Origin of the sequence: Azonexus sp. IMCC34839, from assembly GCF_047047955.1 — a bacterium.
Classification (GTDB): domain Bacteria; phylum Pseudomonadota; class Gammaproteobacteria; order Burkholderiales; family Rhodocyclaceae; genus Azonexus.
On sequence record NZ_CP150631.1, the window covers coordinates 616,341 to 642,505 of the forward strand.

The window sequence follows — 26,165 nt, forward strand, 5'->3', positions numbered from 1 at the left end:
CCCATGAACGCCGCCTACCGTTTCGACGACTGGGAAACCCCGTCGCAAGATACTGCATCCACCACCGCAGCCGCCTCCCAACCCACTGCTGCGGTGCACAGTGAAAATTGGGCAAAAACCGAGGTGCACCGCAGCAGTCCGCCGCCGGCCGCCGCGCTGGGCGCGATCAACGCCGCCGACAAGCGCATCGTCAATGGCAAGGCCGACATCAACCAGCTGGCGCCTTTCAAATACCCCTGGGCCTGGGAGTTCTTCCTGAAGGCCAACCGCAACCACTGGACGCCGCTCGAAATCAGCATGGCGCAGGACGTGCACGACTACCACCACAAGCTCAGCCAGGCCGAGCGCCACGTTTTCGAGAACGTGCTGGCCTACCTGACCACCTCCGACATTCTGGCCATGCGCAACATCGGCCTGGCGGTGATGGAGAAGATGAGCGCGCCCGAGCTGCAGATCTACCAGGCCCGCCAGGTCTATGAAGAAGCGCTGCACACCTGGACCTACCAGCACTGCATCGAAAGCATCGGGCTGGATCAGCAGGAAATCTACAACCGCTACCGCGTGGTGCCCGAAATCCACGGCAAGATCGCGCTGGCCAACCGCCGGCTGGAAAAGGTGCTGCGCTCCGATTTCGACCTGACCGACCGCGCCAACCTGCACGAATTCGCGCTCTCTTATTTCTTCTTTGCGGTGATCTTCGAAGGCTGCTGGTTCTACAACGGCTTCACCCCGGTCTTTGCGCTGCAACGGCGCGGCCTGATGAAAGGTGCGGCCGAGCAGTTGCAATACATCATGCGCGACGAAGTGCTGCACTGCGCCTTCGGCATCCGCGTCGTGCGCGAACTGCTCAAGGAAGAGGGGCTGGAACTCGACCCGCAGGCCCTGCGCCAGTTGTGGGACGAAGCCGAGGCCGCCGAAGCTGCCTACGCTGGCTACATCCTGCGCGAGCCCATTCTCGGCTACAACGCCGAGCTGCACGTGCAGCAGTTCCGCTTCATCGCCAACCGCCGCGCCCGCCAGGTCGGCGTCGCCGAGCCTTTCCCCGGCGCTGAAAACGTCCTGCCCTGGCTCGACGAGCAAGCCAACCTGCGCAAGGAAAAGAACTTCTTCGAAACCCGCGTCACCGAGTACCAGACGGGCGGGGCGCTCGCTTGGGATTGATCGGCGAACGACTGTTCGCCACACCGCTGCGCCTGTCGGCCGTGTGGCGACCCGCCGTACTCAAGCACCTGCTCGCCCTGAACCGGGACGACCGCTACGGCCGCTTCGCCAGCCCGCTGCCCGACGAAGGCATCGCCGCCTACGTCGAGCGCATCGACTTCGCCAAAGACTACGGATTCGCCACCATTGAGCCGGACGGCCAACTCTCCGGTTTCATCCACCTCGCGGTCTATGACAGCTTCGCCGAACTCGGCGCCAGCGTCCTCGCCGCCCAACGCCGCCAGGGCAGGGCGCGCCGCCTATTCCAGGCCGCGCTCGCCTACGCCGCCGAACAAGGTATCCACGAAATCCACCTCGCCACCGGCCACCCGGTCGCCCGGAAAATTTGTGCGGGCTTGGGGTACTGGATGACGGAGGGTGTGGGGTATCCGAGGGTTAGGGTGGGATTGGTGTAGAGCGTTAGGAAGGGAATGATCTATAAGCCAACCAATATCAAATCACGCCACTTTGGAAACTTGCTGCTGAAAGTCATTCGACGAACTAAGACTGACAGCCTGCTTCCTGATATGCTTTTCGGATGAGCGCATTTGCAAATCCAATCTTAGTCGGGGCGGAGTTCGAAACAAATACTCTCGAACGAATCTCGTTCAATAGTAGTGATCAGAACTTTAGTGAACGCTGGCTACAAGAAGCACTATTTGCGGCCCCTCAATCCTTGCCTGTTAGCGAAATTGATCCGCATATTGGCCCTTTGATTCCCCTTTGTATGGAACTTGGGACCGATGCTGGACCAGCCGATATTCTTTTTGTAACACCTACTGGGCAATTGGTCTTGGTTGAAACAAAGCTTTGGCGAAACCCTGAGGCTCGCCGAGCGGTCGTTGCTCAGATTTTGGACTACGCAAAACAACTAACCCTCTGGTCCTTTGATGATCTAGCACGCGCCGTCGCCATGGCGGCGAAAGCCGATGCTGGATATCTCCTTAAGCGGGTCATGAATGTCGTCACAGAGTTGGATGAGATTACCTTTGTTGACGGCATTAATCGGAGCCTCAAGCAAGGTGATTTTCTGCTGCTCATCGTTGGAGATGGAATTCGTTCTGACGCGGAGTCGCTAGTAGGTTTCCTCGAGCGCTACGGAAATCTGCGGTTTGGCCTCGCTTTGATTGAGGTTGCTGCTTACCGTTTGCCAAATAAAGAGACATTACTCCTGCCTCGTATTTTGGCAAAAACTGAGATTATTCAGAGAACTATACTAATGGGTCCAAGTGGGCCTGTGGAGTTTGAGCAGTTGGCTAACAGCGAAGACAACGCTGGAGCCCCTTCTCAAGATAACCAATGGTTCAACTCTTTTTGGACTGAATTTCTTTCCGGTTTTGAGATTGAGGATAAGACTCAGCCACTCCCAAAGAGCATTCCGAAAAGTACCAATTTGTTTCTTCAGTTGCCACCTGGTGGAGCATATGCGTGGATTAGTATCTTTCTGGCGCGAGCTTCTTCAAGAGCAGGGGTCTATTTGACGTTCGCCAAGTCCCTTGCAACTCGTGATGACTATTTCGATCGATTGCTTTCCGATAGAGATCTAATCGAAACAGAAATTGGAATTCCACTCGTTTGGCAGAAACAGGGGGACAAAAAGTACATATCATCTCCAGACGTTCCTGTTGGCAATCTCGACGATCCGATGCATCGGCAACAGGTAATCCAGCAGCTGAGACAATTTGCGAATGCGTTTGTCGGCACCTTCCGGCATCGATTGGCGGCATTTTCGAAAGAGTCCAATTAAGCGACGTTACTGGAGCTGTTCAGGGTCTGTTGATGAATCGGCAATTTATCGGGGCCAGACCACGGTTTTTCCCGTATTTGGCTAGTGCACCGCAGCAGTAGCCGGTTTTTGCCCTGAACGATAGCGCAGCGCCTATGTCTTACCGGCGCTGCGTTTGAGCGACACCGCCGCCCAAGCCGCGTATCCTTGTCGCCCACGCTTGTTTCTGCTGCCCCGATGTCCACCGAGCTTTCTCCCCGTGCCGAACGTTTTTTCCTGCTGACGCTGGCGGGCATTCAGTTCAGCCATGTTCTCGATTTCATGATCATGATGCCGCTCGGGCCGATTTTGATGGCGGCGCTGGGCATCGGGACGCATGAGTTCGGCCTGCTGGTGGCGTCCTACAGTTTCAGCGCGGCGGTGTCTGGCGTGTTGGCGGCGACCTTTGTTGATTTGTTCGAGCGCAAGCGGTTGTTGCTGGTGAGCTTTGTCTTGTTTGCACTGGCCACGCTGGCTTGCGGCTTGGCGCCGAGTTATCCGGTGTTGATGCTGGCGCGCGGGCTGGCCGGGGTGTTCGGCGGCATCATGGGGGCCTTGATCCACACCATGTTGGGCGATGCGATTCCGTTCTCGCGCCGGGCGCGGGCGAGCGGCATTGTGTCCAGTGCCTTTTCGGTATCGACCATTGCCGGCGTGCCCTTGTCGTTGTGGCTGGCCAACCATCTCGGCTGGCGCGCGCCATTCATATTCATTGCCGTGCTGAGCGTGATCTTTCTCGCCGTCGGCCTGCGTTTTTTGCCGGAGCTGCGCCATCACCTGAGCGAGGAGAAGCGGGCGCATCTGCTGTCGGCCACCTTCAGCGTGCTGGGCGACGCCAATCATCTGCGCGCCTTGCTGTTTTCGGCGCTGATCATCTTTTCCGGTTTCACGGTCATTCCGTACATCACCGTGTATGCGGTCAATAACGTGGGCATCGCACAGCAGGACATTCCGCTGGTGTATCTGGTCGGCGGCTTTGCCACCTTCATCAGCGCCCGGCTGATCGGGCGTTGGGCGGACAAGCACGGCAAGGTGGAGGTGTATCGCCTGGTGGCCGGGCTAGCCATGGTGCCGCTGCTGGTGCTGACGCATGTGGGCGCGGTGCCGCTGTGGGTCTGGGTGATGTGCACGACCAGCTTTTTCGTGCTGATCTCGGGGCGGATGATTCCGGCCATGGCGATCATCGCTTCGGCCGCCCAGCCCAAGCTGCGCGGCACGTTCCTGTCGTTGAACGGCACGGTGCAGTCGCTAGCCATGGGCCTGGCGACGACGCTGGCCGGCTATCTGACCTCGCTCGATGCCGGCGGGCGGATCGTCGGCTACCCGCAGGTCGGTTATGTGGCGGTGGCGGCCAATCTGGTGGCGATCTGGTTCGTCGCCCGCATTGTCATGCACGGGCGCCAGGGTTGATTGGGGAGAGCATGGATAAGACGGTTTTCTGGATTCTGCGTTGCGAACACCAGCTGCTGGCCTTGCCCGGCAATGCGGCCGGGGCACTGTTTCCGGCCTTGCCGGCGGGAGCGGTGGAGCCGGCAGAAGAGTCGCTGTACGTCGGCGAACTGGCCGGGCAGCCGTGTCATGCGCTGGATGTGGAGCGCTTTCCCGAAGTCGCTGGCGGCGAGCCGACCTCGCTGCGTGCCGTGTTTGCGCTGGCTGGGCCGGAGGTTTTCGCGCTGGCCGGGCGGGCCGTGCAGCTGCTCGATTGGCGCAAGCACCATCGTTTCTGCGGCCAATGCGGCACGCCGACGCAGATGAAGGAGGGCGAGTTCGGCATGGATTGCCCGAACTGCGGCCTGATCGTTTATCCGCGCATTTCGCCGGCGGTGATGGTGCTGGTGCGCGATGGCGACAAGCTGCTGCTGGCGCGCAGCCCGCGCTTCAAGGCCGGCGTGTTCAGCGCCCTGGCCGGCTTTGTCGAGCCGGGCGAAACGCTGGAGCAATGCGCCGTTCGCGAGGTGCGCGAGGAAGTCGGCGTCGAGATCGCCAACCTGCGCTATTTCGCCAGCCAGCCGTGGCCTTTCCCCAATTCGCTGATGGTTGCCTTCTTTGCCGACTACGCCGGTGGCGACATCGTGCCCGAGCCGGGTGAGATTGAGGCGGCCGGCTGGTACTCGCTGGACGATCTGCCCCTGCTGCCGGAGCCGATCAGCATTTCGCGCCAATTGATCGACGCGGCCTGCGCCGAAATGCGCGGCTGATTACTGCCTCTGGTTTTTGCCCGTTTTGGGCAGTGCACCGCAGCAGTGGGTCTTGTTTACTAGAGACAGCGCCCGCCTTGCATGCGCGTGAAGCCGGGCTCGCTGTTGCGGCCGGGCTGGATGCAGATGGTGACGCCGAGCGAGCGGGCGGCTTTGTCGATGTCGGGCGGGAAGGGCGAGAAGGGCACGGAACGTTCGACGACGGCCTTGATGAAGGCGATTTCGTCGGCCTGATCTGCGGCATTGAGCACGACGAAGGATTTGAGCGTGCCGTCCGGGTTGAGGCGGAATTGCACGGCGGCGGTTTGTACGCCCTTGTGCTTACGTTCGGCGTTCACAAAGCCGGCGCTGCGGTTGAGGCGGCGGACCAGTCCGTCAAGATAGAACTCCAGACTGAAAGGATTGGCTGGTGGGCCGTTCGGGCGCAGTTCGAGCAACGCTTCACCGGCTTCGTCGGCGCGTGCCATTTCGCGGCCGACTTCACGCGCCATGGCGAGCGAGCGCTGGGCCAGCGTCGGCGGCGGTTTGCGCTTGGCTTCGTCGGCGAGTTCGTTGAGGAAGTTGTCCATCTCGGTCTTTTGCGCGGCCGTCCAGGTTGGCGCGCTGCGGCTGGCGTTGGGCGAGCGGTCGACGGCCAATATTTCGCGCTGTTTCTTCTGCTTGCCGGCCTTGGCGTTAGGCGCGGGGGCATTGGCGACTTCCGGCACTGGCGGCGTCTTGACGACGCGCGGTGCCAGCCGTGCCTGCAAAGGCGCGGCCGACGCTAGTTCGCGGCTCGGCTCGGCATGAGGCAGGGCCAGCGCAATGGCGTGAATGGCGAGCGAAGCGGCAACGGCCCGGTAGAAGGCGAGGCGTTCGGAAGGCTGAGGCGAAAAAGACATCGGCGGCATTGTACGCAAGCGGCCCAGCTTCACCGCGTTGGCGAAACGTATCGGGTCTTTCACGTCGGCTCAGCGTGCGCCCAGGAAATGCCCTTTGAATTTTTATGACCGCGGAACTCTTTGTTTTGGCTTTGATCGAATCGCCAGTAAGCCTGCAGGGAAGAGGGTTTTGTGGTCTGCTAGGGGGTTGATGAATGCCATTGTTTTTTTGTTTTTATTGGCGTTCAATGTGCGTCTCGCGCATTGCGCCTCGGCCGGGAGATAGTTGCCTTCCGGATGAGGGGAAACGCTTCTGGTTGACCTGCATCAATAGCGTTGTAAATGCTAAAAACTTATAGTATTTGTGAAAACTAATATTCCTGTTGACGATTTGATATTTTCGTCGATGTGGCAATTCCTTGCGTCGCAAAATATGGGCATTTGGGGGGTCGTATGATTTCGAACAAAGCGCCGATTCGTCGGCAGTTGCTGACGGGTTTCGGTATCACCTTGGGTATTTTCCTGGTGGCCGGTGCAATCGCTTACTGGTTCCTGCTCAAGCTGGAACATAACATCGACACCGTGGTTCATAACCGATACCCCAAGGTGATGATGGCTCAGGGCATCATCAAGCGGGTGATCGATAACGGACGCCAGTTGCGCGGTGCGGCGATGACTGAAAACCCGGCCGATGCCGAAAAGATCATCGAAAAGATCCTCGAGAACCGTAAGCGCAACGGCGAGGATATGACCAAGCTTGAAGGCATGATGAACACGCCACAGGGCAAGGAAATGGTCGGCGCCATGATTGCTGCCCGCGACAAGCTGGGGCCCTTGTATGACAAGGCTATCGTCTTGATCCGCAGCGGTGACCGCGCAAAGACGGCGGAGTTTCTGAAGGAAGTCGGTGCGGCCAACAATGCGCTGTGGGATGCGGCCGAGGCCTTCGGTAAATATCAGGAAAGCGAAATGGAGAAGTCGGCCGTCGATGCAGGCAATGCGGCCGAACTCGTGCAAGCGATCCTGATCGGCTCGACCATTCTGGCGATTGCCATCGGGATTTTCATTGCGCTATCCCAGTCGAAGCAGATTTCGCAGCGCCTTGGCCAGGCGGTCGCGGTGGCCGGTGCCATCGCCCAAGGGCGCCTGGATAGCAATGTTCAGGATTCGGGTGGCGATGAAATTGCCGATCTGCTGAAAGCGATGTCGTCCATGCAGCAGGGTTTGAGTTCGCTGGTGGTGGATATTCAGGCCATCGTTTCTGCGGCTGAGCAGGGCAATCTGGGTCAGCGAATGAGCCTGAGCGGGCGCCAGGGCTTTGGCCTGGAGATTGGTCAGTCGCTGAACAGGCTGGTGGAAACGGCCGATACGAGCCTGCGCGATATTTCCCGCGTTTCCGTGGCGCTGGCCAGTGGCGACCTGTCGCAGAAAATCGAGGCGAAGTATGCCGGTGCCTTCGGTGAGACGGCCAATGCGGTCAACAAGACGGTCGAAGTGCTTAGTGCCGTGATCGGCGAGGTTCGCGAGATGGTCAATGCGGCCTCGGAGGGCGATTTCAGCAAGCAGATCGGCGTTGCCGACAAACAGGGTTATGCCCTCGTGCTGGCTCAGCTGCTCAATACGCTGGGCAATACCGCCAACGAGGCCTTGACGGATATTTCGCGCGTTGCGCAGTCGCTGGCCAAGGGTGACCTGACGCAAAGCATCGAGCGCCAGTATCCGGGCCTGTTCGGTTCGACCGCCGGAGCAATCAACGCGATCAGCGAAAATCTGCAATCGCTGATCGGCAATATCGTCGAGGCGGTGGGGCTGATCAATACCGCGGCCAAGGAGATTGCCTCCGGTAACCAGGATCTGTCGAGCCGTACCGAAGAGCAGGCATCGAGCCTGGAAGAAACGGCTTCCAGCATGGAAGAGCTGACCAGCACGGTCAAGCAGAACTCCGAAAATGCCCGCCAGGCCAGCGACCTGGCCAGCAACGCCAAGCTGACGGCAGTGAAGGGCGGTGAAGTGGTGCATCAGGTGGTCGAAACCATGACCACGATCCACCAGTCGAGCAGCAAGATCGCCAACATCATCGGTGTGATCGATGGCATCGCCTTCCAGACCAATATCCTGGCGCTCAACGCAGCGGTGGAAGCGGCACGTGCCGGCGAGCAGGGGCGTGGCTTTGCCGTGGTGGCGACCGAGGTGCGCAATCTTGCTCAGCGCAGCGCGACGGCGGCCAAGGAGATCAAGGATTTGATCGCCGACTCGGTGAGCAAGGTCGAGGCCGGCAATCAGCAGGTCGCCCAGGCTGGACGCACGATGGAAGAGGTGGTGCTGAGCATTCAGAACGTGGCCAACATCATGGCTGAGATTTCAGGCGCCAGCCGTGAGCAGACGGCGGGAATCGAGCAGGTGAGTCTGGCCGTCGGCCAGATGGACGAGGTGACGCAGCAGAATGCCGCGCTGGTTGAAGAAGCGGCCGCAGCGGCCGAGTCGCTAGAGGAACAGGCGCATGCACTGGCCGTGGCCGTGGGGCGCTTCAAGCTGTCGACCTCTCAGACGAGCGTTGCCCAGTTGCCGCCCATGCGTGAGGCGCCGAGGGCGGCTTTGAGCCGGCCTGCTGCCAAGTTGTCCGCACCGCCGACTTCGTCGCTCGACGATCATTGGGAGGAGTTCTGATCCGCTGCTGACGTAAGGTCAGCTTAGGCGGGTTTGGAACGATCTGTTCGACGGAATTGGAAAGAGGAGGTGGCTTGTGGATGCATCGATGCAAATGCAAGGCATGGAAGCGGAAGGTGGCGGCGAATATCTGACCTTCGTTCTGGGTAGCGAGGAATATGCAGTCGATATCCTGAAGGTTCAGGAGATTCGCGGTTACGAACAGGTGACCAAGCTCGCCAACTCGCCGCCGTATATCAAGGGGGTCATGAATCTTCGGGGCAATATGGTCCCCGTGATCGACCTGCGGATCAAATTCAACCTGGAGAAGGTTGAGTATTCGGCTTTCACGGTGACGATGATTCTGAACGTCGGCGGACTCACCGTCGGGGTGGTGGTCGATCAGGTGTCGGACGTGATTGCGCTGGCTCCCGGCCAAATCAGGCCGGCGCCGGACTTTTCGGCCACTTTCGATACCCGGTACATCATCGGTTTGGCCGATGCTGGCGAGCGGATGCTCATTGTGGTCGATATCGATCGGCTGCTGAATAGCGGGGAACTGGGGCTGCTGGCATCGCAGCAAGCCGAGCCATTTGCGGTGCAGTGAGTTCTTGATGTTTCACCCTGCGTGGCGAGACTTGAGCCTCGCCACCATCCCTTCAAGGTAAGGCTGGGATTTGGCTGGAGAGCTTACGCACTGGGGGATCGATCCGCTGGTCGCGGAATAAGTACCTAAAGCCTGTAGTTACCTGCGTTTTCAACAAGTGGGCTTGCTCGCCAGGCCATTGCTCGAAATATGGCTGAAAGCCGCGGTTTTTGCCCGTTTTGGGCAGTGCACCGCAGGCGTTGCTGAATTGCCTCCCAAAGCGCTGCCGCAGGCCGGACAGGGGTTGGTCTGAGGTATAATTCCGCCCTTTCCGCCACAGCCGAATTCTTCTCCATGGCCGACATTCTTTGCCTCAAGGGCGACGCCGCCTTTTCCGCCTTCCGCCTGCAACGCCTGCTCGCCCGCCTGACGGCGGCGGTGTCGGACATCGAATCGGTGACCGCCGACTACTGGCATGTGATTGCGCAAAAGCGCGCGCTGTCCGCCGACGAGCGCGCCAAGCTGGCCAAGCTGCTGGAAGAAGTGCCGGCCGGCGAGGACAAGGGCGAGCTGTTCCTGGTGGCGCCGCGCGTCGGCACCATTTCGCCGTGGTCGTCCAAGGCCACCGACATCGCTTTCAACTGCGACCTGGAACCAGCCATCGAGCGTATCGAGCGCGTCGTCGCCTTCCACGTGGTTCTGAAGCAAAACCGGGCGTTGACCGCCGACGAGAAGAAGATCGTCGCCGGCTTGCTGCACGACCGCATGACGGAATCGGTGCTCGCCGGTTTTGCCGAAGCCGGAGAATTGTTCCGCCATTTCGAGCCGAAGCCGCTGTCGACTGTCGACGTGCTGGCCGGCGGCAAGGCAGCACTGGTCGAAGCCAACGGCACGTTGGGCCTGGCGCTGTCCGACGACGAAGTCGATTACCTGCTCGACATCTTCACCAAGGCCGGCCGCAATCCGACCGACGTCGAACTGATGATGTTCGCCCAGGCCAACTCCGAGCACTGCCGCCACAAGATCTTCAACGCCTCCTGGGTCATCGACGGCGAGAAGAAGGACAAGACGCTGTTCGGCATGATCCGCGAGACGCACCAGGCCAATCCGCAAGGCACGGTCATGGCCTACGCCGACAACGCCTCGATCATCGAAGGCGCGACCATCCCGCGTTTTTACCCGGATGCTGACCGTGGCTATTCCTACAAGGAAGAGCTGACCCACATCCTGACCAAGGTCGAGACGCACAACCACCCGACCGCGATTTCGCCCTTCCCCGGCGCATCCACCGGCTCCGGCGGTGAAATCCGCGACGAAGGTGCCACCGGCAAGGGTTCCAAGCCGAAGGCCGGCCTCTGTGGCTTCTCGGTTTCCAACCTGAACCTGCCGGATGCGCCGCAGCCGTGGGAAAAAGCCTACGGCCGCCCGTCGCGCATCGCCTCGGCGCTGGACATCATGCTCGAAGGCCCGATCGGCGCCGCCGCCTTCAATAACGAATTCGGCCGCCCGAACCTCACCGGCTACTTCCGCACGTACGAGCAGGACGTGGCTGGCACCGTGCGCGGCTACCACAAGCCGATCATGATCGCCGGCGGCCTTGGTTCCATCCAGGCCGAGCAGTCGTTCAAGGAAGAAACCTTCCCGGTCGGCACGCTGTTCGTGCAACTCGGCGGCCCCGGCATGCTGATCGGTCTGGGCGGCGGTGCCGCCTCGTCGATGACCGCCGGCGTCAATGCCGAAGACCTCGACTTCGCCTCGGTGCAGCGCGGCAACCCGGAAATCCAGCGCCGCGCGCAGGAAGTCATCGACCGCTGCTGGCAGATGGGCAAGGACAACCCGATTCTCTCCGTGCATGACGTCGGTGCCGGCGGCGTTTCCAACGCCCTGCCGGAACTGGCCCACTCAGGCGGCGTCGGCGCCAAGTTCGACCTGCGCAAGGTGCCGACTCTGGAGCCGGGCATGTCGCCGGCCGAAATCTGGTCCAACGAATCGCAGGAACGCTACGTGCTGGCCATTCCGCCGAACCGCATCGGCGAATTACAGGCCATGTGCGAGCGCGAGCGCTGCCCGTTCGCCGTGGTCGGCGAAGCCACCGGCGACGGCCACCTGACCGTCACCGACGCCCATTTCGGCGTCAATCCGGTCGACATGGAAATGGAAGCGCTGCTCGGCAAGCCGCCGCGCATGACCCGTGATGTCACGTCGCAGCCGCCCACGTTCGTGCCCTTTGACGCCGTTTCCATCGAACTCAAGGACGCCGCTTACCGCCTGATGCGTCTGCCGACCATCGCCGACAAGACCTTCCTGATCTCCATCGGCGACCGCTCGGTTGGCGGCATGACGGCGCGCGACCAGATGGTCGGCCCGTGGCAGGTGCCGGTGGCTGACGTCGCCGTCACCACGATGGGCTATCAAGGCTATCTGGGCGAAGCCTTCGCCATGGGCGAGCGTACGCCGCTCGCCGTGCTCGATGCGCCGGCTTCCGGCCGCATGGCCATCGGCGAGGCACTGACCAACCTGGCCGCGGCCGACGTCGGCAGCCTGGACAAGGTCAAGCTCTCGGCCAACTGGATGGCGCCGTGCGGCGTGCCGGGCGAGGACGCCCGCCTGTACGCGACGGTCGAAGGCATTTCCGAGCTGTGCAAGCAGATCGGCGTGTCGATCCCGGTCGGCAAGGATTCGCTGTCGATGCGGACTGCCTGGGAAGAAAACGGCGAGAAGAAGCAGGTCGTGTCGCCGCTGTCGCTGATCGTCACCTCGTTTGCTGCGGTGGACGACGTGCGCAAGACGAAAACCCCGCTGCTCGCCAGCGAGCAGGGCGAAACCGAACTGCTGCTGCTCGACCTCGGCAAGAACCGCCTCGGCGGCTCGGCGCTGGCGCAGGTCTATAACGCCACCGGCGACGATGCGCCGGATGTCGATGAACCGGCCAAGCTCAAGGGCCTGTTCGAAGCCGTGCAGAAGCTCAACCGCGACGGCCTGCTGCTCGCCTACCACGACCGTTCGGACGGTGGTCTGTTTGTGGCTGCCTGCGAAATGGCCTTCGCCAGCCGCCGCGGCGTCTCGCTCGATCTCGACGGCCTGTGCTTCGACGGTGCCGCGCTTGACGTCGATGGCGCCGAGAAACGTCCGGACCTGATGGCCGGCCGCGATTTCGAGAACATCGTCCGCGCGTTGTTCAACGAGGAACTCGGCGCGCTGATCCAGATCCGCCGTGCCGACCGCGAGAAGGTCACGCCGATCCTGCGTGCCAGCGGCGTGCCGTATCACTTCGTCGGCACGACCAACGAGTGGGACGAAATCCGCGTCACCCGCAACGCCAAGCGCGTGCTGCGCGAAAAGCGCGTCGACCTGCAGCGTGCCTGGTCCGAGACCAGCTACCAGATGCAGGCCATGCGCGACAACCCGAGCTGCGCCCAGCAGGAATTCGACCGCATCCTCGATACCAGCGATCCGGGCCTGACGCCGAAGATCACCTTCGATCCGCAGGACGACTTCACCCAGGTTTACGCTGCCGTCAGCGGCCGCCCGCGCGTTGCCATCCTGCGCGAGCAGGGCGTCAACAGCCATTACGAAATGGCTGCCGCCTTCGACCGAGCCGGCTTTCAGTCGGTCGACGTGCATATGAGCGACATTCTCGCCGGCCGCGTCAGCCTCAAGGACTTCAAGGGCCTCGTCGCGTGCGGCGGCTTCTCGTACGGCGACGTGCTCGGCGCCGGTCAGGGCTGGGCCAAGACCATCCTGATGCACGACGGCTGCCGTGACGAGTTCGCCGCCTTCTTCAACCGTCGGGATACCTTCGCGCTGGGCGTCTGCAACGGCTGCCAGATGATGAGCGCACTCAAGTCGATCATTCCGGGTGCCGAACACTGGCCGGCCTTCCGCCGCAACAAGGTGGAACAGTTCGAGGCGCGCTTCGTGATGACCGAGGTGCTGGATTCGCCGTCGATCTTCTTCGCCGGCATGGAAGGCTCGCACATCCCCATCGTCGTCTCGCACGGCGAAGGCCGCGCCGTCTTCGATAACGCCGACGACCAGGGTAAGTGCCTGTCCGCCGTGCGCTACGTCGACAACAAGGGCGAGCCGACCGAGGTCTATCCGTACAACCCGAACGGTTCGCCGAACGGCCTGACCGCCGTGACCACGGCCGATGGCCGCTTCACGATCATGATGCCGCACCCGGAACGGGTCTTCCGCAGCGTGCAGATGTCCTGGTACCCGGAAAACTGGGGCGAGGATTCGCCGTGGATGCGCATGTTCCGCAACGCCCGGCGCTGGGTCGGCTGATTTCAGGCTTGCTTTTAGGGTAAAAAGGACGCTGCGGCGTCCTTTTTTATTGCTGTCTGTTTCTGGCAAAAGCCTTGTTTGGAGGGGGCCGTGCTCGCGGCCATCCGTAGCGAGCCTCTTTGCCTTGGCTCATAATGATGAAAAACGATACGGAGAGGAAAGATCATGAATCGCCTGCTTCATACGCCGGACGATGAGTCACTGAGCGAAGAGAGTTCGGCCTTCAGGGGTTTGGTTCGCTACGAGCAACAGCTGCCGGTTCGTCAGGTGGCTTATTACCTGTGCGGCGAAATTCGCGAACCGCAGTATTACACCGAGCTTTTCTACACCTTGCGCTCGGCGGCAGAAACCGATCTGATCTACATCCACTTGAATTCGGCCGGCGGCGATTTCAATACCGGGCTGCAGATCATCAACAACATCCTGGCTTCGCCGGCCCGCGTTATCACCATTCTCGAGGCGCGCGCCTACTCGATGGCTGCGCTGATTTTCCTGTGCGGCGACGAGTTGATCGTGCATGACAACTGCCAACTGATGTTCCACATCTATTCGGGCATCTTCGCCGGCAAGGGCAACGAGCAGCAGGCCGAGGTGGTGGCAATCAGCAATTGGTTCGAGAAGGTGATGACCCGCCTGTGTTCGCCCTTCCTGAGTGAAACCGAGATCGCCAGTATCCTGAAGGGGGCCGACCTGTGGATGGACTCCGACGAGATTCGCCGCCGTCTGCTCCGCCTGCAACGCTCGAAGCAAGCGGCACTGCGCAAGAAAGGCATCAAGGAGAAAACCAAGAAATAAACTGGTTCTGTATACGAGGCTCGACTTTAAAGTCGCCTTGGCGAAACGAAAGTGCACATCTAGAACAAATAAATAACAACATGATGTTGTGCAGCTTGCTAGGCATCATGAAATTAGCAACTTGGGGATTATCATGGGTATCCGAACGCGTTTGATTTCGCTTGTCGCAGTCTTGGGCTGCGCAATGATGATGTTGGGTGGGATTGGACTTTATATTGCCAATCATGCGGAAGGGGAGATTCAATCCATTTTCGAGCATCAGACATTGCCCATGCGGGAATTGGCTCGTATTCGGCGGTTGATGGTTGAAAATTCTGGACAGATATTCCGGGCCATTCAGCACAATCCAACTTTTGAATATGTGAAGCTTCACGATCATCCGGTATCGCTTCATACAGACATCATTGAGAAGAACCTCAAATGGATGGATGAGACGTTGGTATCGTTCAAGGGGCATCTTGTGCCCGACAGCGAAGAAGCACGCTTGCTGGCGGAGTTCACCCCGCTGTATCAGCAGTACATCAGCGAAGTTATTCAGCCGACGCTGGCGTCGATCCGGGCAGGAGATTATTCGAACGCCGTGGTCGCGCGTTTCCTGAAATACAACGGGGCATTCGAGGGCAAGATCAACCCGATGATGCGTAGCATCGCAGAGGCTCAGGAAAAGGCCGTCAAGAACAGCTATGAAACAGCCAAGGCAAAATATGGCCAGCAGCGCTGGCTGGCGGTTTCAGCGCTCATCGCAGGCCTGTTGATCGGGGTCGTTGTCGCGGTGATGACCATTCGGTCTATCACCGGCCCATTGGGTGAAATGCAGCGGATAATTACGCATGCTGCCAAGACCAAGGATTTCACCGGGTCGATCCACATCACTTCGCACGATGAAGTGGCGGCAACATCGAAAGAGTTTAATCATCTGATGGGTGTGTTGCGCCAAAGTCTGTCGGATGTGCGGAACGGCATTGCCAGTGTAGACGATGCCACCAGCCAACTTGATGAGGCCGCACGGAATGCGGCAGAGGCTTCGGTCTCGACCAGTGAGGCGGCATCGTCGATGGCTGCTTCGGTGGAGGAGTTGTCAGTGAGTATCACCTCTGTCGCGGATCACAGCCGGGAGGCTTTAGCCATGGCAAACGAGGCTGGAGAACACTCCGAAACCGGGGGGAAGGTGATTGGCGATGCAGTGGCAGCCTTGGTCGAAATTGCCGAGCAGGTTCGTGTGGTTGGCGATTCGATAGATGAATTGGGGCAGCATTCTGATCGCATTTCGTCCGTGGTACAGGTAATCAAGGATGTTGCCGATCAGACCAATCTGTTGGCGCTCAATGCTGCCATCGAGGCAGCACGGGCTGGAGAGCAGGGCCGCGGCTTCGCAGTGGTCGCCGATGAAGTACGCAAGCTGGCTGAGCGGACCAGCCAAGCGACGGGCGAAATTGCCCTGATGATTGGCAGTATCCAATCGAGTTCCCACGTGGCGGTCAGCAAGATGGATAGCGTGATTCAGAGTATCGAGTCCGGATCGGAACTGGCCAGCAAGGCGGGTGAGGCACTGGAGTCCATTCGCCAAGCGACAAGCCAGGTTCAGGCAGCCTTTGCTGACATTAATGAGGCGGTGGCAGAACAGGGTGCGGCTAGCTATGACATTGCCCAGCGTGTCGAACGTGTTGCGCAGGCTTCTGAGCAAAGTACCGAAAGCGTGCGTTTCTCGGCCGAGGAGGCAAGCCGGATTCGTGCGCTGGCCAATCAGATGCGAGCAACGGTGAATAGCTTCAAAGTTTGAATCGGAACTGAGTCCGGAGCAGCTTCCCAAAAGAAAAATGGCGCAGAAATCTGCGCCATTTTCGTTGGCTGCTACAAACAGCTCAGTCGTCGCGGTTCTCGCGCAGCTTGTCCAGGGCCGTGACCAGCTGGTGCGATGCCTCGCTCAGCTCTGGCAACAGCAGGTCAGCCGCATCACCCATGCCGTTGTTGCTGAGATCAACGATTTCGTTGGCCAGCGCATGGAATTTGTCGTGTACGGCGATTAGTTGAGCATAGTCTGCGGTGGCCGCGTAAGCGCCTTCAGCCATGCTCAATTCCTTGCTCAGTGTGCAGCCACGATGTTCGGAGAGCGGCATGTCGGCATAGGCCCCACCAGCGAAAGCGTTGAGGAACTGGCGCCGCCACAGGTTGTGCAAGCGTATGGCGTTATCGATATCGATACGCTTCATGAGCTGAATTTCTCCGAGTAGTTGATTGTTGGCGGCGTTTGCGCCGCTTCTTGGCAACCCGAATTATGCCGCAGGTCGAAGCGGCGGCAAGGGGTTGGGGATGATTCAGTCACAGAATTGCTGATGTGTGACGAAAATGTCCAATTGCCTTTGGTCGAAAAAGACCAGGCGGACCTCCTGGATCGAACTTTCCGGTGCAAGACACTCGCTGATAGTGAGTGATACGACGCGCGCCGCTGCGTCCGGTGGATAACCGTAGATGCCTGTTGAAATAGCGGGAAAGGCGATGCTGCGTAAACCGTGCCGGTGGGCGAGCGTGAGGGAGTTACAGTAACAGGCGGCGAGCAAATCGGCGTCACGGCTGCCGTGGCGGCCGTAGATTGGCCCGACGGTATGGATCACGTGGCGCGCGGGCAGGGCACCGCCTGATGTAATTGCTGCCTCGCCGGTCGGCAGCCCGTCCGGCCAGCGGGTGCGCCGTATCTCCCGACACGCTTCGAGTATCGCCGGCCCACCTCGCCGATGAATTGCCCCATCGACACCGCCACCGCCCATCAATGAACTATTGGCAGCATTGACGATGGCGTCGACAGCCTGTTCAGTCAGGTCGCCGAGATAGAGGGCAACGCGCCCATTCAGATAACGGTATTGGGGAGCGTGCATCGTTAGCATATGCGGGTGTTGATTAGATGCGATTGTCGCGAATTTGACGATATGTGTCCAAATGGTGCGGCGAATATGCAAGACTCGCAATGCTATTGGTATTCACTATTGACAGCGATCGCATAAAAACCAGTTTATGCGATAAAAAATATAACAAAAGCGTTATTGTTACATTAATATATACGCGAGTGCTTATATGTTGGCGCTACGACAACACATCCAAAAGGGGAAAATCATGTTCAAGAAAGTATTGCTGGCCCTTGGCCTGGCAGCCCTTGCAATGAGCGGCTCGGCCCAGGAAAAGGAACTGTTGCGCATCATTGGCGAGGAAAAACAGTTCGTTGTACAGACCAAGAATGGCTCATTCGTCATCACGCGCACGATGACGCCCTGCGCCAAGAACAAGGGCTGGTTGCAGCCGCTGATTCCGGTGCCGGGTGTCCATCCAGTGACGGAAATCGAGATGTTGCATGCCATGAACGACAAGGACGCATTGATCGTCGACATGCGCGAACCGGACGACCGGATCAAGGGCACGATCCCGAATTCCTACCATATCCCCTACACCCAGGTGGCTGGCCGGATGGATGAGCTGGGTTGCAGCAAGAACAAGGCTGGCAAGTGGGATTGCACCAAGGCCAAGAAGATCTTTGCTTTCTGCAACGGGCCGGTCTGTCCACAAAGCCCGACTGCGATCACCGCGATGGTTCGCGATGGTTTTCCGGCCGACAAAATTTACTATTACCGCGGCGGTATGCTGGATTGGGATGCGCTCGGCTTCCCGATCGTCAAGGATGAATTCTGAGCGACGAGTTCAGATGCTGAAAAGGCGGCTGCTGCCGCCTTTTTTATTGCGTGTGTATTCAGCGCCCGATGCGCTGACGTCGACGCCAGCAGGCGGGTACTTGCAGTGCGTCGATATCCGGGCCGTGCTGGGCAAAGATGGAGCGGGCACGTTCAAGGCGGGCATTTTCTTCATGAGAGATGCCGGCGAGAAGATCGAACCAGTGTTGTAGACGTTTCATGTTGGCCTCCGTATCCTAAATTCGGGTACTGTATGAAACACCAGTAATTGGCGTTGAGGCGAAGATTAAGCGATAACTGTATAAAAGTACAGTATTCGAATAATTTATTTTCAGGGGTAGGCTACGGCCATCGAAATACCGGGGATAAAACGTCATGTCTCCAGCCCGTAACGCCTGGATTCCGCCCGCCGGGGTGGTCGTCGCCTATGCCGGTCGTAGCCGTAAATCGTCGCGCAATGTTCGCGTACTGGCCGAGGCTTCGGGTGGTCGGATGGTCGTCGAGGCCATCGGGCGGCAGGGGATACCTGTCCGCCTGACGGTCAAACGAGACAATCTATCGCCGATGCAGCCGGATTTGTTCGATTGATTGTTTAGGCACAAATTCGAGCCGGAGGCTGTGCTTCGCTGGCATCCAGGTGGTTTCGCAATTTTTCGAATGCGCTTGGCGCACGCCCGATGCTTGCGCTAGCACGACCAATCCCTTCCACGAGGGCCAATCCGTTACCGCGCAGTCGATAGCTCTGACCGCTAACGAGAAAATGATCCATACCGTCGCCGGCTTCAGTCAGCCAGAGCGTTCCGGTGATACAGCGAATTTCCAAGCCGCGGGCGCCGGTGATCTTCAGCGCTAGCCCATCGCTCAGTTGAAACTCGTCGCCAGCCAATTGGATTTCCATGGCTTCTCTCTCCGATTGCAGTGAAGCCAGTTTAGAAAAACCACCGCTGGTGATACAGTCTCAATGAAGCTGAATTGTTATCGGCACAGTTTATGGAAAATACAACTGTGCTGGTCTTCGGCGGGGAGAACTGTACCGATGGAAAATTCATCATTGCGCTATGAAAAGCTGGCCGGAGAATTGGCCGGGCTAATTTCCGGCGGTGTATTGCAGCATGGCGATCGCCTACCATCGGTTCGTCGCTTGGCACAGGAAAAACGTCTGTCGGTTTCGACCGTTGTTCAGGCCTTGCGTCAACTTGAAGACAGAGGGCTGGTCGAGGCGCGGCCGCAATCGGGATATTTCGTTCGCCGTCCGCTGGCGGGCAGGGCAGCGCCGCAGGCAAGACCGACGCCCGAAGCACCGATGCCGGTCGATATATCGCAACGTTTGGTGCGCGTCCTGCAGTCCGGCATGCGTCCTGGCGTGGCCCCTTTGGCTGCCGCATTGCCGGCCAATGAGCTCCTGCCTTTGGCGATGCTGAATCGGCTGTACGGCTCGGTGGCACGGCGATATCCGACGGCTCTGAATGGTGGCAGCCATGTCCACATGGACGAACCGGCCTTGGTTCGCCAGTTGGTCAGGCGTTCGCTGGCCTGGGGTGGGCCGCTTGCCGCAGAGGAGTTCGTCATCACCAACGGTTGCACCGAAGCGCTGAATCTTTGCTTGCGCGCTGTGACGCAGCCGGGCGACACGGTAGCGGTCGAGTCGCCCGCTTATTATCTGATGCTGCAGTTGCTTGAGTCGCTTGGTTTGCGAGCCTTGGAAATTCCAACCGATCCGCGTAGCGGAATGTCGATCGAGGCACTCGATCTGGCAACTCGCCAGGGAAGCATAGCCGCTTGCCTGCTGGTCTCCAATGGCAGCAATCCACTCGGTTGCGTCATGCCGGACGACAACAAACGTCGGCTGGCAACGCTTCTGGCTGCCCGCAATGTACCGTTGATCGAAGACGATATATACGGTGACCTGCATTTCGGAGAGCGTCGTCCGTGGCCGGTGAAGGCTTTTGATACGGCAGGCAATGTGATGCTGTGTGCCTCTTTTTCCAAAAGCCTGTCGCCTGCTTTGCGCGTGGGTTTTGTTGCGGCAGGCCGTTATCGAGCTCGCTTGGCCTTGCAAAAAACCATCATCAGTGGCGGGACCAATCCGCTGACCCAGATGGTTCTGGCCGAATACCTGGAATCGGGAGCCTATGGAAGGCATCTACGGGGCCTGCGTCGTTCCTACGAGCGGCAGGTGGAGGCCATGCGGGCGGCAATTGCCAGACATTTCCCGGAGGAGACGCGAATTACCCGTCCTGAAGGCGGCTATGTGCTGTGGGTCGAGTTACCGGACGATCTCGATGCGACTGCGCTCTATGAGCGCGCTATTGCCGAGTGCGTGGCTTATGTGCCGGGAGAGTTGTTCTCGGCGAGCGGTATGTACCGGAATTGTCTGCGCCTTAATTGCGGCAATCCGCATACTCCGGAAATCGAAGATGCGGTTCGCCGTTTGGGTGAGGTTTTTCGTGCGGTGAAAGCCTAGGCGGCGCCTCGCCCAGCTGCGAACATCAATGACAGGTCGGTCCACGCATGTTCCAGGCAAACAGACTGGCCAAGCCGCCGAGTACGGAAGCCAATGCCACTTCGAAATCAGGTCCGCCGGGTTGGATCAATAACTGGAAATACTGGCTTGCGAGTGCAGCGACGCCCAGAAGCACCATGACCTGCAGGCAGCCGATTTTGGGGCGGATGGCCATGATGCCCGTCGCCAGGATGGCAAAAGCCAAGGCGTGGAAGAGTTTTTCCCAGGTGTCGGTCAGTAGTTGTCCAACCGCCGGATGAATGCCGAGGATTACCAGGACGACCACTGCGGCCCCGATCATGCGCTTACCGGCGCTGGCTGAAAACGGAAGGGTGTGTGCATGCATGGCTGACTCCTTGTCGTCTCTGCTTGTATCGGCTGTTGAACGGCCTTGGCAGAGAAATCTATATTGTTGAGACGGATATTAAGTGGGGTCGGCAAAGGCAGCTGTGAGATATTTCCGGTTCCCGTGAAAAATTCCCGAAAAACGAACGCGTTGATGCAGAGAGCATTACGCGGCAAGCGGAGCCCGCCTGCCGCGTAATGTGGGGTATTGGACCTAAAGCTGACTTAGAGGCGCCAGATAGATATACCGGCTTCGGTGAATGCTTTTTCGTCGAGAACGCTCTTGACGTCAGCAATAACGCCGTTGGTGGCGATCTTTTCCATGAGCGCTGGTGTACCCATGGCCTTGAACTCCTTGTGGCTGACCGCCATGACGACGGCTGCCGCTTTCGGTAGTTTGTCCCAGGCGACCAACTGCACACCATATTCGTGCATTGCTTCCTCGGGATCGGCCACCGGGTCGTGCACCGCGACATCCGCACCATAGGACTGCAATTCGCGGATGACATCGATGACGCGAGAGTTGCGCAGGTCCGGGCAGTCTTCCTTGAAGGTCAGACCGAGAACAAGAATGGGGGCATCCTTGATCGGGTGGCCGCTGCGTACCATGTGCTTGATGGTCTGTTCGGCGACGAACTTCCCCATTCCGTCGTTGATACGCCGGCCAGCCAGGATGACTTCGGGGTGATAGCCAAGCTTCTGCGCCTTGTGCGTCAGGTAATAGGGATCGACGCCGATGCAGTGTCCGCCGACCAGCCCGGGACGGAAGGGCAGGAAGTTCCATTTGGTACCGGCAGCCTTCAGCACTTCGAGTGTGTCGATACCGATGCGGTCGAAAATGATGGCAAGTTCGTTCATCAGGGCGATGTTGAGGTCGCGCTGAGTGTTCTCGATGACCTTGGCCGCTTCGGCAACCTTGATTGATGAGGCCGGATAGACGCCGGCTGTGATCACGCTGCTGTAGGTATCCGCAACGGTTTTCAGCGTTTCCGGGGTGTCGCCGGACACTACCTTGACGATTTTGGTCAGCGTCCGTTCCTTGTCGCCCGGATTGATCCGTTCCGGCGAATAACCGACGAAGAAATCACGCTTCCAGACCTTGCCGGAATGTTCTTCGATGACGGGGATACACACTTCCTCTGTGGCGCCCGGATAAACGGTCGATTCGAAAACAACGATGGCACCCGGCTTCAGATTCTGGCCGACGGTGCGCGATGCGCCGATCAGCGGGGTGAAATCCGGTTGATAGGCATCGTCTACCGGGGTCGGCACCGCGACAACGACGAAATCTGCCTCGCTGAGCAGCGCGGGATCGGTGGTGACCTCCAACTGCTTAGCGGCACGCAGATCATCGCTGCTGACTTCGCCCGTTGGGTCGACGTGGTTACGATAGGCAGCGATCTTCTGATGCGACAGGTCGAAACCGATAGTGCGGAATTTTTTGCCGAATTCGACGGCGAGCGGTAGGCCGACGTAACCCAAACCAACTACAGCGATTGTTTTCATTGACGGATGTCTCGTTGAACTTTTGTGGTTTGACCGAGTTATGCTCAGTCGAAAATGAGCGCTGCCGCTACCTGGCGACCTTCGGCGGCGAGAATGTTATAGGTGCGGCAAGCTGCTTGTATATCCATCACTTCTAGCCCGATGCCGGCTGGGGCGAAGGGGCGAAGCAGAGCGCCTGGCGGAAAGCGCAGGCGTTGGCCGGTGCCGAGCAGGACGATTTCGGTGCCAAGTTCGAGTAGTTTGGCCATATCGGCCTCGCTCAAGGTTTCCGGTTTGGCTTCGGTCCAGTCGGGCATGATAGCCTCGGGCAGCAGGATCAGGCTTTTTTCGTGTTTTTCATTGTTCACCGCAACATAGCCCTCGCCATAGGCGGTGAACATGTTGATTCCTGCGGTGTTGGCGAGATGAAGTTTCACTGGCTTACGTCCTGTCCGGTAGCGCGAAATTGCGGTGCACCATACGATAAAGTAGGATTATACCTTTGGCCTTAACAGGCTATAAGCCGCCCAGCCGGAACATTTGCATGAAACACGTCAAGAAATCCGCCAAACTCGCCAACGTCTGCTATGACATTCGCGGCCCCGTGCTGCAAAAAGCCAAGCAGATGGAGGAAGAGGGTCACAAGATCATCAAGCTGAACATCGGCAATCTGGCCGCCTTCGGCTTCGATTCTCCCGAGGAAATCCAGCAGGACATGATCCGCAATCTGCCGAACGCGGCCGGTTATACGGACTCCAAGGGAATCTTCGCCGCACGCAAGGCGATCATGCATTACACCCAGCAAAAGGGGATCAAGGGCGTGACGCTGGACGACATCTATGTCGGCAACGGCGTTTCCGAATTGATCGTCATGGCGATGAACGCCTTGCTTGATGCGGGCGACGAAGTGCTGGTGCCGGCTCCAGACTATCCGCTGTGGACCGCTGCGATCAGCCTTTCTGGAGGCACGCCGAAGCACTATCTGTGCAACGAGGAAAAGGGCTGGTTGCCCGACCTCGACGATATCCGCAGCAAGATCAACGCCCATACCAAGGCGATCGTGCTGATCAACCCGAACAATCCGACCGGTGCGCTGTATCCGGACGAATTGCTGCATGAGATCATCGACATTGCCCGTCAACATCACCTGACCATCTACGCCGACGAGGTGTACGACAAGGTCTTGTACGACGGTGCTAAGCACACCTCGATTGCCTCGCTGGCTGATGACGTGCTGATGATCACCTTCAACGGCCTGTCCAAGAACTACCGTTCATGCGGCTATCGCGCCGGCTGGATGGTGGTTTCGGGTGACAAGCGCCATGCCAAGGATTACATCGAGGGCCTCGACATGCTGGCGTCGATGCGCCTGTGCGCCAATGCACCGGGGCAGCATGGCATTCAGACGGCGCTCGGCGGCTATCAGAGCATCGACGACCTGATCAAGGAAGGCGGCCGCCTGCGTCGCCAGCGCGATATCGCGCACGAATTGATCACGGCGATTCCGGGCGTTACCTGCGTCAAGCCGAAGGCGGCGCTGTACATGTTCCCGAAACTTGACCCAGCGATCTATCCAATCAAGAACGACCAGCAATTCATTTCCGAACTCTTGCAGGAAGAAAAGGTGCTGCTGGTGCAGGGGACTGGCTTCAATTGGCCGCATCCGGACCATTTCCGCCTGGTTTTCCTGCCGCATGAGGATGATCTCCGCGAGGCGATCGCACGCATCGCACGTTTCCTCGAAGGCTATCGCAAGCGTCACAACACCAACCATCTCATCAACAAAGACTGAATAATGAAACCCATCAATGTTGGCCTTATCGGCATCGGCACCGTCGGCGGTGGCACCTGGACCGTTTTGAAGCGCAATGCGGAAGAAATTACCCGTCGCGCCGGTCGCCCGATTCAGATTACCGCCGTGGCCGACCGCAATGTGGATCTGGCCAAGGAAATCACTGGTGGCGCGGCTCGCGTGACCAATGATGCCTTCGAGCTGGTCAAAGACCCTGAAATCGACATCATCGTCGAGTTGATCGGCGGCTACACCGTGGCCAAGGATCTGGTCATGCAGGCCATCGAGGCCGGCAAGCACGTGGTCACCGCCAATAAGGCGCTGCTCGCGGTGCACGGCACTGAGATTTTCACCGCTGCCCAGAAGAAGGGTGTCATGGTTGCCTTCGAAGCCGCTGTGGCCGGTGGCATCCCCATCATCAAGGCGCTACGCGAAGGCCTCACCGCCAACCGCATTGAGTGGGCTGCCGGCATCATCAACGGCACGACCAACTTCATCCTGTCCGAGATGCGCGACAAGGGCCTGTCCTTTGACGAAGTGCTCAAGGAAGCCCAGCGCCTGGGTTATGCCGAAGCCGATCCGACCTTCGATATCGAAGGCGTCGATGCCGCCCACAAGGCCACTCTGATCGCCTCCATCGCCTACGGTATCCCGGTCCAGTTCGACAAGGCCTACATCGAAGGCATCACCAAGCTCGAAGCCTCCGACATCAAGTACGCCGAACAACTCGGCTACCGCATCAAGCTGCTGGGCATCGCCAAGCGTCGCGAGCAAGGCGTCGAGTTGCGTGTGCATCCGACCCTGATCCCGGCCAAGCGCCTGCTGGCCAATGTCGAAGGCGCGATGAATGCTGTGATGGTGAAGGGCGACGCCGTCGGCATTACCCTTTACTACGGCAAGGGCGCCGGTGCCGAGCCGACGGCTTCGGCTGTCGTGGCTGATCTGGTCGATGTCGCCCGTCTGGCTACCGCCGATGCCGAACATCGCGTGCCGCATCTGGCCTTCCAGCCGGACGCCATGTCCAACCTGCCCGTCCTGCCGATGAGCGATGTAGAGACCGGCTACTACCTGCGTCTGCGCGTCGAAGACAAGCCGGGCGTGCTGGCCGACATCACCCGCATCCTGGCCGATCAGGGCATCTCCATTGACGCACTGCTGCAGCGCGAGCCGGAGGAGGGCGAGGGCGAAACCGACATCATCATCCTGACCCATGTCTGCAAGGAAAGTGCCGCCGATGCCGCGATCGCCAAGATCGAAGGCCTGCCGGCACAAAAGGGCAAGGTCAAGCGCATTCGTCTGGAAGAGTTGCAATAAGCCGGATGCAGATAGCGCGAAAGGGGACTGCGGTCCCCTTTTTGTTTTGCTGTGGAGATTACTGGATGCGAGAGCCAGTTGAATTAAGCAAGGCCTATCTGTTGATGAATCACGGACCGGTCACGCTGGTATCGAGCGCTGCCGGCGGCAAACGAAACGTGATGGCGGCTTCATGGGCGATGCCACTCGATTTTGCGCCACCGAAAATCGCTGTGGTAATCGACAAGAGCACCTTCAGTCGTGAGTTGATCGAGGCGAGCGGCGAGTTTGTCCTCAACATTCCGTGCAGGGCAATTGCCGAGCAAGTGCTGGCCGTGGGGTCGTGCTGCGGGCGGGGCGAAGACAAATTTTCCCAAACCGGCTTGAGCACCGTGCCAGCGTCCATTGTGGATGCACCGCTGGTCGGCGGCTGTGTCGCCTGGCTGGAGTGCAAGGTCATTCCGGAAGCCCGCAACGAGCAACACTACGACCTCTTCCTAGCAGAAGTGGTGGCGGCATGGGCCGATCCGCGGGTGTTTTCCGGTGGTCGCTGGCATTTCCCGAGCGAAGATCTGCGCACCTTGCACTATCTGGCGGGCGGCAATTTCATCGCGACCGGCGATGCCTTCTCGGTAGGAGCTGAAACGGAATGAACCTGCGGCCGGGAAGGGTATTGCGATACGGATCAAGGAAGGCTGGCGAGGAGCTCGGCACAATGGCCCCATTGCCAATC

Annotated in this window: 24 protein-coding genes; 16 read left to right on the forward strand and 8 right to left on the reverse strand. The window is 59.2% G+C overall.

Annotation, left to right across the window (positions count from 1 at the left end; all coding sequences use genetic code 11):
• Nucleotides 1-3: 3 nt before the first annotated feature.
• The 5 genes from WIF35_RS03125 to nudC all read left to right on the forward strand — a co-directional run bounded on the left by WIF35_RS03125 (nucleotide 4) and on the right by nudC (nucleotide 5,163).
• Entirely contained in the window at nucleotides 4-1,161 is a 1,158-nt protein-coding gene (locus WIF35_RS03125) for a ribonucleotide-diphosphate reductase subunit beta (protein WP_412480115.1), read from the forward strand.
• Nucleotides 1,152-1,616, forward strand: coding sequence for a GNAT family N-acetyltransferase (locus tag WIF35_RS03130; protein WP_412480116.1), 465 nt, complete (start codon nucleotides 1,152-1,154; stop codon nucleotides 1,614-1,616). The genes WIF35_RS03125 and WIF35_RS03130 overlap by 10 nt, the downstream gene beginning before the upstream one ends.
• A 122-nt stretch (nucleotides 1,617-1,738) precedes the next feature.
• On the forward strand, nucleotides 1,739-2,947 hold the full coding sequence (locus WIF35_RS03135; protein ID WP_412480117.1) for a DUF4268 domain-containing protein: 1,209 nt from the start codon (nucleotides 1,739-1,741) through the stop codon (nucleotides 2,945-2,947).
• A 186-nt stretch (nucleotides 2,948-3,133) separates the two neighbouring features.
• A complete protein-coding gene (locus WIF35_RS03140; RefSeq protein WP_412480118.1) occupies nucleotides 3,134-4,375 on the forward strand; it encodes an MFS transporter in 1,242 nt (413 codons plus the stop codon).
• A gap of 11 nt (nucleotides 4,376-4,386) precedes the next feature.
• Complete coding sequence (gene nudC, locus WIF35_RS03145; protein WP_412480119.1) at nucleotides 4,387-5,163, forward strand: NAD(+) diphosphatase; 777 nt, start codon at nucleotides 4,387-4,389, stop codon at nucleotides 5,161-5,163.
• A 59-nt stretch (nucleotides 5,164-5,222) separates the two neighbouring features.
• Here the strand turns inward: nudC and WIF35_RS03150 are convergent, their stop codons facing one another.
• A complete protein-coding gene (locus WIF35_RS03150; RefSeq protein ID WP_412480120.1) occupies nucleotides 5,223-6,044 on the reverse strand; it encodes a hypothetical protein in 822 nt (273 codons plus the stop codon).
• Between the two features lie 432 nt (nucleotides 6,045-6,476).
• Between WIF35_RS03150 and WIF35_RS03155 the strand changes: the two genes are divergently transcribed.
• The 5 genes from WIF35_RS03155 (at nucleotide 6,477) to WIF35_RS03175 (ending at nucleotide 16,117) form a co-directional block, all read left to right on the forward strand.
• Nucleotides 6,477-8,690 (forward strand): methyl-accepting chemotaxis protein, encoded by a 2,214-nt coding sequence (locus WIF35_RS03155; protein WP_412480121.1) that lies wholly within the window; start codon nucleotides 6,477-6,479, stop codon nucleotides 8,688-8,690.
• Between the two features lie 88 nt (nucleotides 8,691-8,778).
• Nucleotides 8,779-9,276 carry a chemotaxis protein CheW gene (locus WIF35_RS03160; RefSeq protein ID WP_412480122.1) on the forward strand — a complete coding sequence of 166 codons (498 nt, stop codon included), beginning with the start codon at nucleotides 8,779-8,781 and terminating at the stop codon, nucleotides 9,274-9,276.
• Between the two features lie 333 nt (nucleotides 9,277-9,609).
• A complete protein-coding gene (gene purL, locus WIF35_RS03165; RefSeq protein ID WP_412480123.1) occupies nucleotides 9,610-13,542 on the forward strand; it encodes a phosphoribosylformylglycinamidine synthase in 3,933 nt (1,310 codons plus the stop codon).
• 165 nt (nucleotides 13,543-13,707) lie between these two features.
• Nucleotides 13,708-14,337, forward strand: a complete 630-nt coding sequence (locus WIF35_RS03170) for a Clp protease ClpP (protein ID WP_412480124.1) — start codon at nucleotides 13,708-13,710, stop codon at nucleotides 14,335-14,337.
• A gap of 133 nt (nucleotides 14,338-14,470) precedes the next feature.
• Nucleotides 14,471-16,117, forward strand: a complete 1,647-nt coding sequence (locus WIF35_RS03175; protein WP_412480125.1) for a methyl-accepting chemotaxis protein — start codon at nucleotides 14,471-14,473, stop codon at nucleotides 16,115-16,117.
• An 82-nt stretch (nucleotides 16,118-16,199) separates the two neighbouring features.
• Here the strand turns inward: WIF35_RS03175 and WIF35_RS03180 are convergent, their stop codons facing one another.
• Together WIF35_RS03180 and WIF35_RS03185 are read right to left on the reverse strand one after the other, a co-directional pair.
• Nucleotides 16,200-16,547 carry a CZB domain-containing protein gene (locus WIF35_RS03180; protein WP_412480126.1) on the reverse strand — a complete coding sequence of 116 codons (348 nt, stop codon included), beginning with the start codon at nucleotides 16,545-16,547 and terminating at the stop codon, nucleotides 16,200-16,202.
• Nucleotides 16,548-16,652: 105 nt separating this feature from the next.
• A complete protein-coding gene (locus WIF35_RS03185; RefSeq protein WP_412480127.1) occupies nucleotides 16,653-17,291 on the reverse strand; it encodes an O-acetyl-ADP-ribose deacetylase in 639 nt (212 codons plus the stop codon).
• A 154-nt stretch (nucleotides 17,292-17,445) separates the two neighbouring features.
• Between WIF35_RS03185 and WIF35_RS03190 the strand changes: the two genes are divergently transcribed.
• Nucleotides 17,446-18,015: a rhodanese-like domain-containing protein gene (locus WIF35_RS03190; RefSeq protein WP_412480128.1), complete on the forward strand. Its 570-nt coding sequence runs from the start codon at nucleotides 17,446-17,448 to the stop codon at nucleotides 18,013-18,015.
• 58 nt (nucleotides 18,016-18,073) lie between these two features.
• On the opposite strand, the gene WIF35_RS03195 is transcribed toward WIF35_RS03190, so the two are convergent.
• Nucleotides 18,074-18,235: a hypothetical protein gene (locus WIF35_RS03195; protein ID WP_412480129.1), complete on the reverse strand. Its 162-nt coding sequence runs from the start codon at nucleotides 18,233-18,235 to the stop codon at nucleotides 18,074-18,076.
• Between the two features lie 154 nt (nucleotides 18,236-18,389).
• Here WIF35_RS03195 and WIF35_RS03200 point away from each other — a divergent pair, with 154 nt between their 5' ends.
• Complete coding sequence (locus tag WIF35_RS03200; RefSeq protein ID WP_412480130.1) at nucleotides 18,390-18,602, forward strand: hypothetical protein; 213 nt, start codon at nucleotides 18,390-18,392, stop codon at nucleotides 18,600-18,602.
• 4 nt (nucleotides 18,603-18,606) lie between these two features.
• On the opposite strand, the gene WIF35_RS03205 is transcribed toward WIF35_RS03200, so the two are convergent.
• Nucleotides 18,607-18,912, reverse strand: coding sequence for a DUF2917 domain-containing protein (locus WIF35_RS03205; RefSeq protein ID WP_412480131.1), 306 nt, complete (start codon nucleotides 18,910-18,912; stop codon nucleotides 18,607-18,609).
• A gap of 63 nt (nucleotides 18,913-18,975) precedes the next feature.
• Here WIF35_RS03205 and WIF35_RS03210 point away from each other — a divergent pair, with 63 nt between their 5' ends.
• Nucleotides 18,976-20,478 carry a PLP-dependent aminotransferase family protein gene (locus tag WIF35_RS03210; protein ID WP_412480132.1) on the forward strand — a complete coding sequence of 501 codons (1,503 nt, stop codon included), beginning with the start codon at nucleotides 18,976-18,978 and terminating at the stop codon, nucleotides 20,476-20,478.
• 25 nt (nucleotides 20,479-20,503) lie between these two features.
• Here WIF35_RS03210 and WIF35_RS03215 read toward each other — a convergent pair whose 3' ends face one another.
• From WIF35_RS03215 to WIF35_RS03225, 3 genes are all read right to left on the reverse strand, one after another.
• Complete coding sequence (locus tag WIF35_RS03215) at nucleotides 20,504-20,863, reverse strand: hypothetical protein (RefSeq protein WP_412480133.1); 360 nt, start codon at nucleotides 20,861-20,863, stop codon at nucleotides 20,504-20,506.
• A gap of 224 nt (nucleotides 20,864-21,087) precedes the next feature.
• The gene (locus WIF35_RS03220) at nucleotides 21,088-22,368 is read right to left on the reverse strand and encodes a nucleotide sugar dehydrogenase (RefSeq protein ID WP_412480134.1); all 1,281 of its coding nucleotides are present in this window, start codon (nucleotides 22,366-22,368) and stop codon (nucleotides 21,088-21,090) included.
• 44 nt (nucleotides 22,369-22,412) lie between these two features.
• On the reverse strand, nucleotides 22,413-22,784 hold the full coding sequence (locus tag WIF35_RS03225; protein WP_412480135.1) for an Mth938-like domain-containing protein: 372 nt from the start codon (nucleotides 22,782-22,784) through the stop codon (nucleotides 22,413-22,415).
• Nucleotides 22,785-22,891: 107 nt separating this feature from the next.
• Here WIF35_RS03225 and WIF35_RS03230 point away from each other — a divergent pair, with 107 nt between their 5' ends.
• The 3 genes from WIF35_RS03230 (at nucleotide 22,892) to WIF35_RS03240 (ending at nucleotide 26,085) form a co-directional block, all read left to right on the forward strand.
• A complete protein-coding gene (locus WIF35_RS03230; RefSeq protein ID WP_412480136.1) occupies nucleotides 22,892-24,139 on the forward strand; it encodes a pyridoxal phosphate-dependent aminotransferase in 1,248 nt (415 codons plus the stop codon).
• Between the two features lie 3 nt (nucleotides 24,140-24,142).
• Nucleotides 24,143-25,453 (forward strand): homoserine dehydrogenase, encoded by a 1,311-nt coding sequence (locus tag WIF35_RS03235; protein ID WP_412480137.1) that lies wholly within the window; start codon nucleotides 24,143-24,145, stop codon nucleotides 25,451-25,453.
• A gap of 65 nt (nucleotides 25,454-25,518) precedes the next feature.
• Complete coding sequence (locus tag WIF35_RS03240; RefSeq protein WP_412480138.1) at nucleotides 25,519-26,085, forward strand: flavin reductase family protein; 567 nt, start codon at nucleotides 25,519-25,521, stop codon at nucleotides 26,083-26,085.
• Nucleotides 26,086-26,165 lie beyond the last annotated feature (80 nt).

Excerpts from the sequence above, each read along its gene's own strand:
- WIF35_RS03205 (WP_412480131.1), bottom strand. The coding sequence starts at position 18,912 with ATGGAAATCCAATTGGCTGGCGACGAGTTTCAACTGAGCGATGGGCTA.
- WIF35_RS03125 (WP_412480115.1), top strand. The coding sequence starts at position 4 with ATGAACGCCGCCTACCGTTTCGACGACTGGGAAACCCCGTCGCAAGAT.
- WIF35_RS03175 (WP_412480125.1), top strand. The coding sequence starts at position 14,471 with ATGGGTATCCGAACGCGTTTGATTTCGCTTGTCGCAGTCTTGGGCTGC.
- WIF35_RS03200 (WP_412480130.1), top strand. The coding sequence starts at position 18,390 with ATGTCTCCAGCCCGTAACGCCTGGATTCCGCCCGCCGGGGTGGTCGTC.
- WIF35_RS03160 (WP_412480122.1), top strand. The coding sequence starts at position 8,779 with ATGCAAATGCAAGGCATGGAAGCGGAAGGTGGCGGCGAATATCTGACC.
- WIF35_RS03240 (WP_412480138.1), top strand. The coding sequence starts at position 25,519 with ATGCGAGAGCCAGTTGAATTAAGCAAGGCCTATCTGTTGATGAATCAC.
- WIF35_RS03195 (WP_412480129.1), bottom strand. The coding sequence starts at position 18,235 with ATGAAACGTCTACAACACTGGTTCGATCTTCTCGCCGGCATCTCTCAT.
- purL (WP_412480123.1), top strand. The coding sequence starts at position 9,610 with ATGGCCGACATTCTTTGCCTCAAGGGCGACGCCGCCTTTTCCGCCTTC.
- WIF35_RS03235 (WP_412480137.1), top strand. The coding sequence starts at position 24,143 with ATGAAACCCATCAATGTTGGCCTTATCGGCATCGGCACCGTCGGCGGT.
- WIF35_RS03210 (WP_412480132.1), top strand. The coding sequence starts at position 18,976 with ATGAAGCTGAATTGTTATCGGCACAGTTTATGGAAAATACAACTGTGC.
- WIF35_RS03150 (WP_412480120.1), bottom strand. The coding sequence starts at position 6,044 with ATGTCTTTTTCGCCTCAGCCTTCCGAACGCCTCGCCTTCTACCGGGCC.
- WIF35_RS03155 (WP_412480121.1), top strand. The coding sequence starts at position 6,477 with ATGATTTCGAACAAAGCGCCGATTCGTCGGCAGTTGCTGACGGGTTTC.
- WIF35_RS03135 (WP_412480117.1), top strand. The coding sequence starts at position 1,739 with ATGAGCGCATTTGCAAATCCAATCTTAGTCGGGGCGGAGTTCGAAACA.
- WIF35_RS03215 (WP_412480133.1), bottom strand. The coding sequence starts at position 20,863 with ATGCATGCACACACCCTTCCGTTTTCAGCCAGCGCCGGTAAGCGCATG.
- WIF35_RS03180 (WP_412480126.1), bottom strand. The coding sequence starts at position 16,547 with ATGAAGCGTATCGATATCGATAACGCCATACGCTTGCACAACCTGTGG.
- nudC (WP_412480119.1), top strand. The coding sequence starts at position 4,387 with ATGGATAAGACGGTTTTCTGGATTCTGCGTTGCGAACACCAGCTGCTG.
- WIF35_RS03220 (WP_412480134.1), bottom strand. The coding sequence starts at position 22,368 with ATGAAAACAATCGCTGTAGTTGGTTTGGGTTACGTCGGCCTACCGCTC.
- WIF35_RS03170 (WP_412480124.1), top strand. The coding sequence starts at position 13,708 with ATGAATCGCCTGCTTCATACGCCGGACGATGAGTCACTGAGCGAAGAG.
- WIF35_RS03190 (WP_412480128.1), top strand. The coding sequence starts at position 17,446 with ATGTTCAAGAAAGTATTGCTGGCCCTTGGCCTGGCAGCCCTTGCAATG.
- WIF35_RS03230 (WP_412480136.1), top strand. The coding sequence starts at position 22,892 with ATGAAACACGTCAAGAAATCCGCCAAACTCGCCAACGTCTGCTATGAC.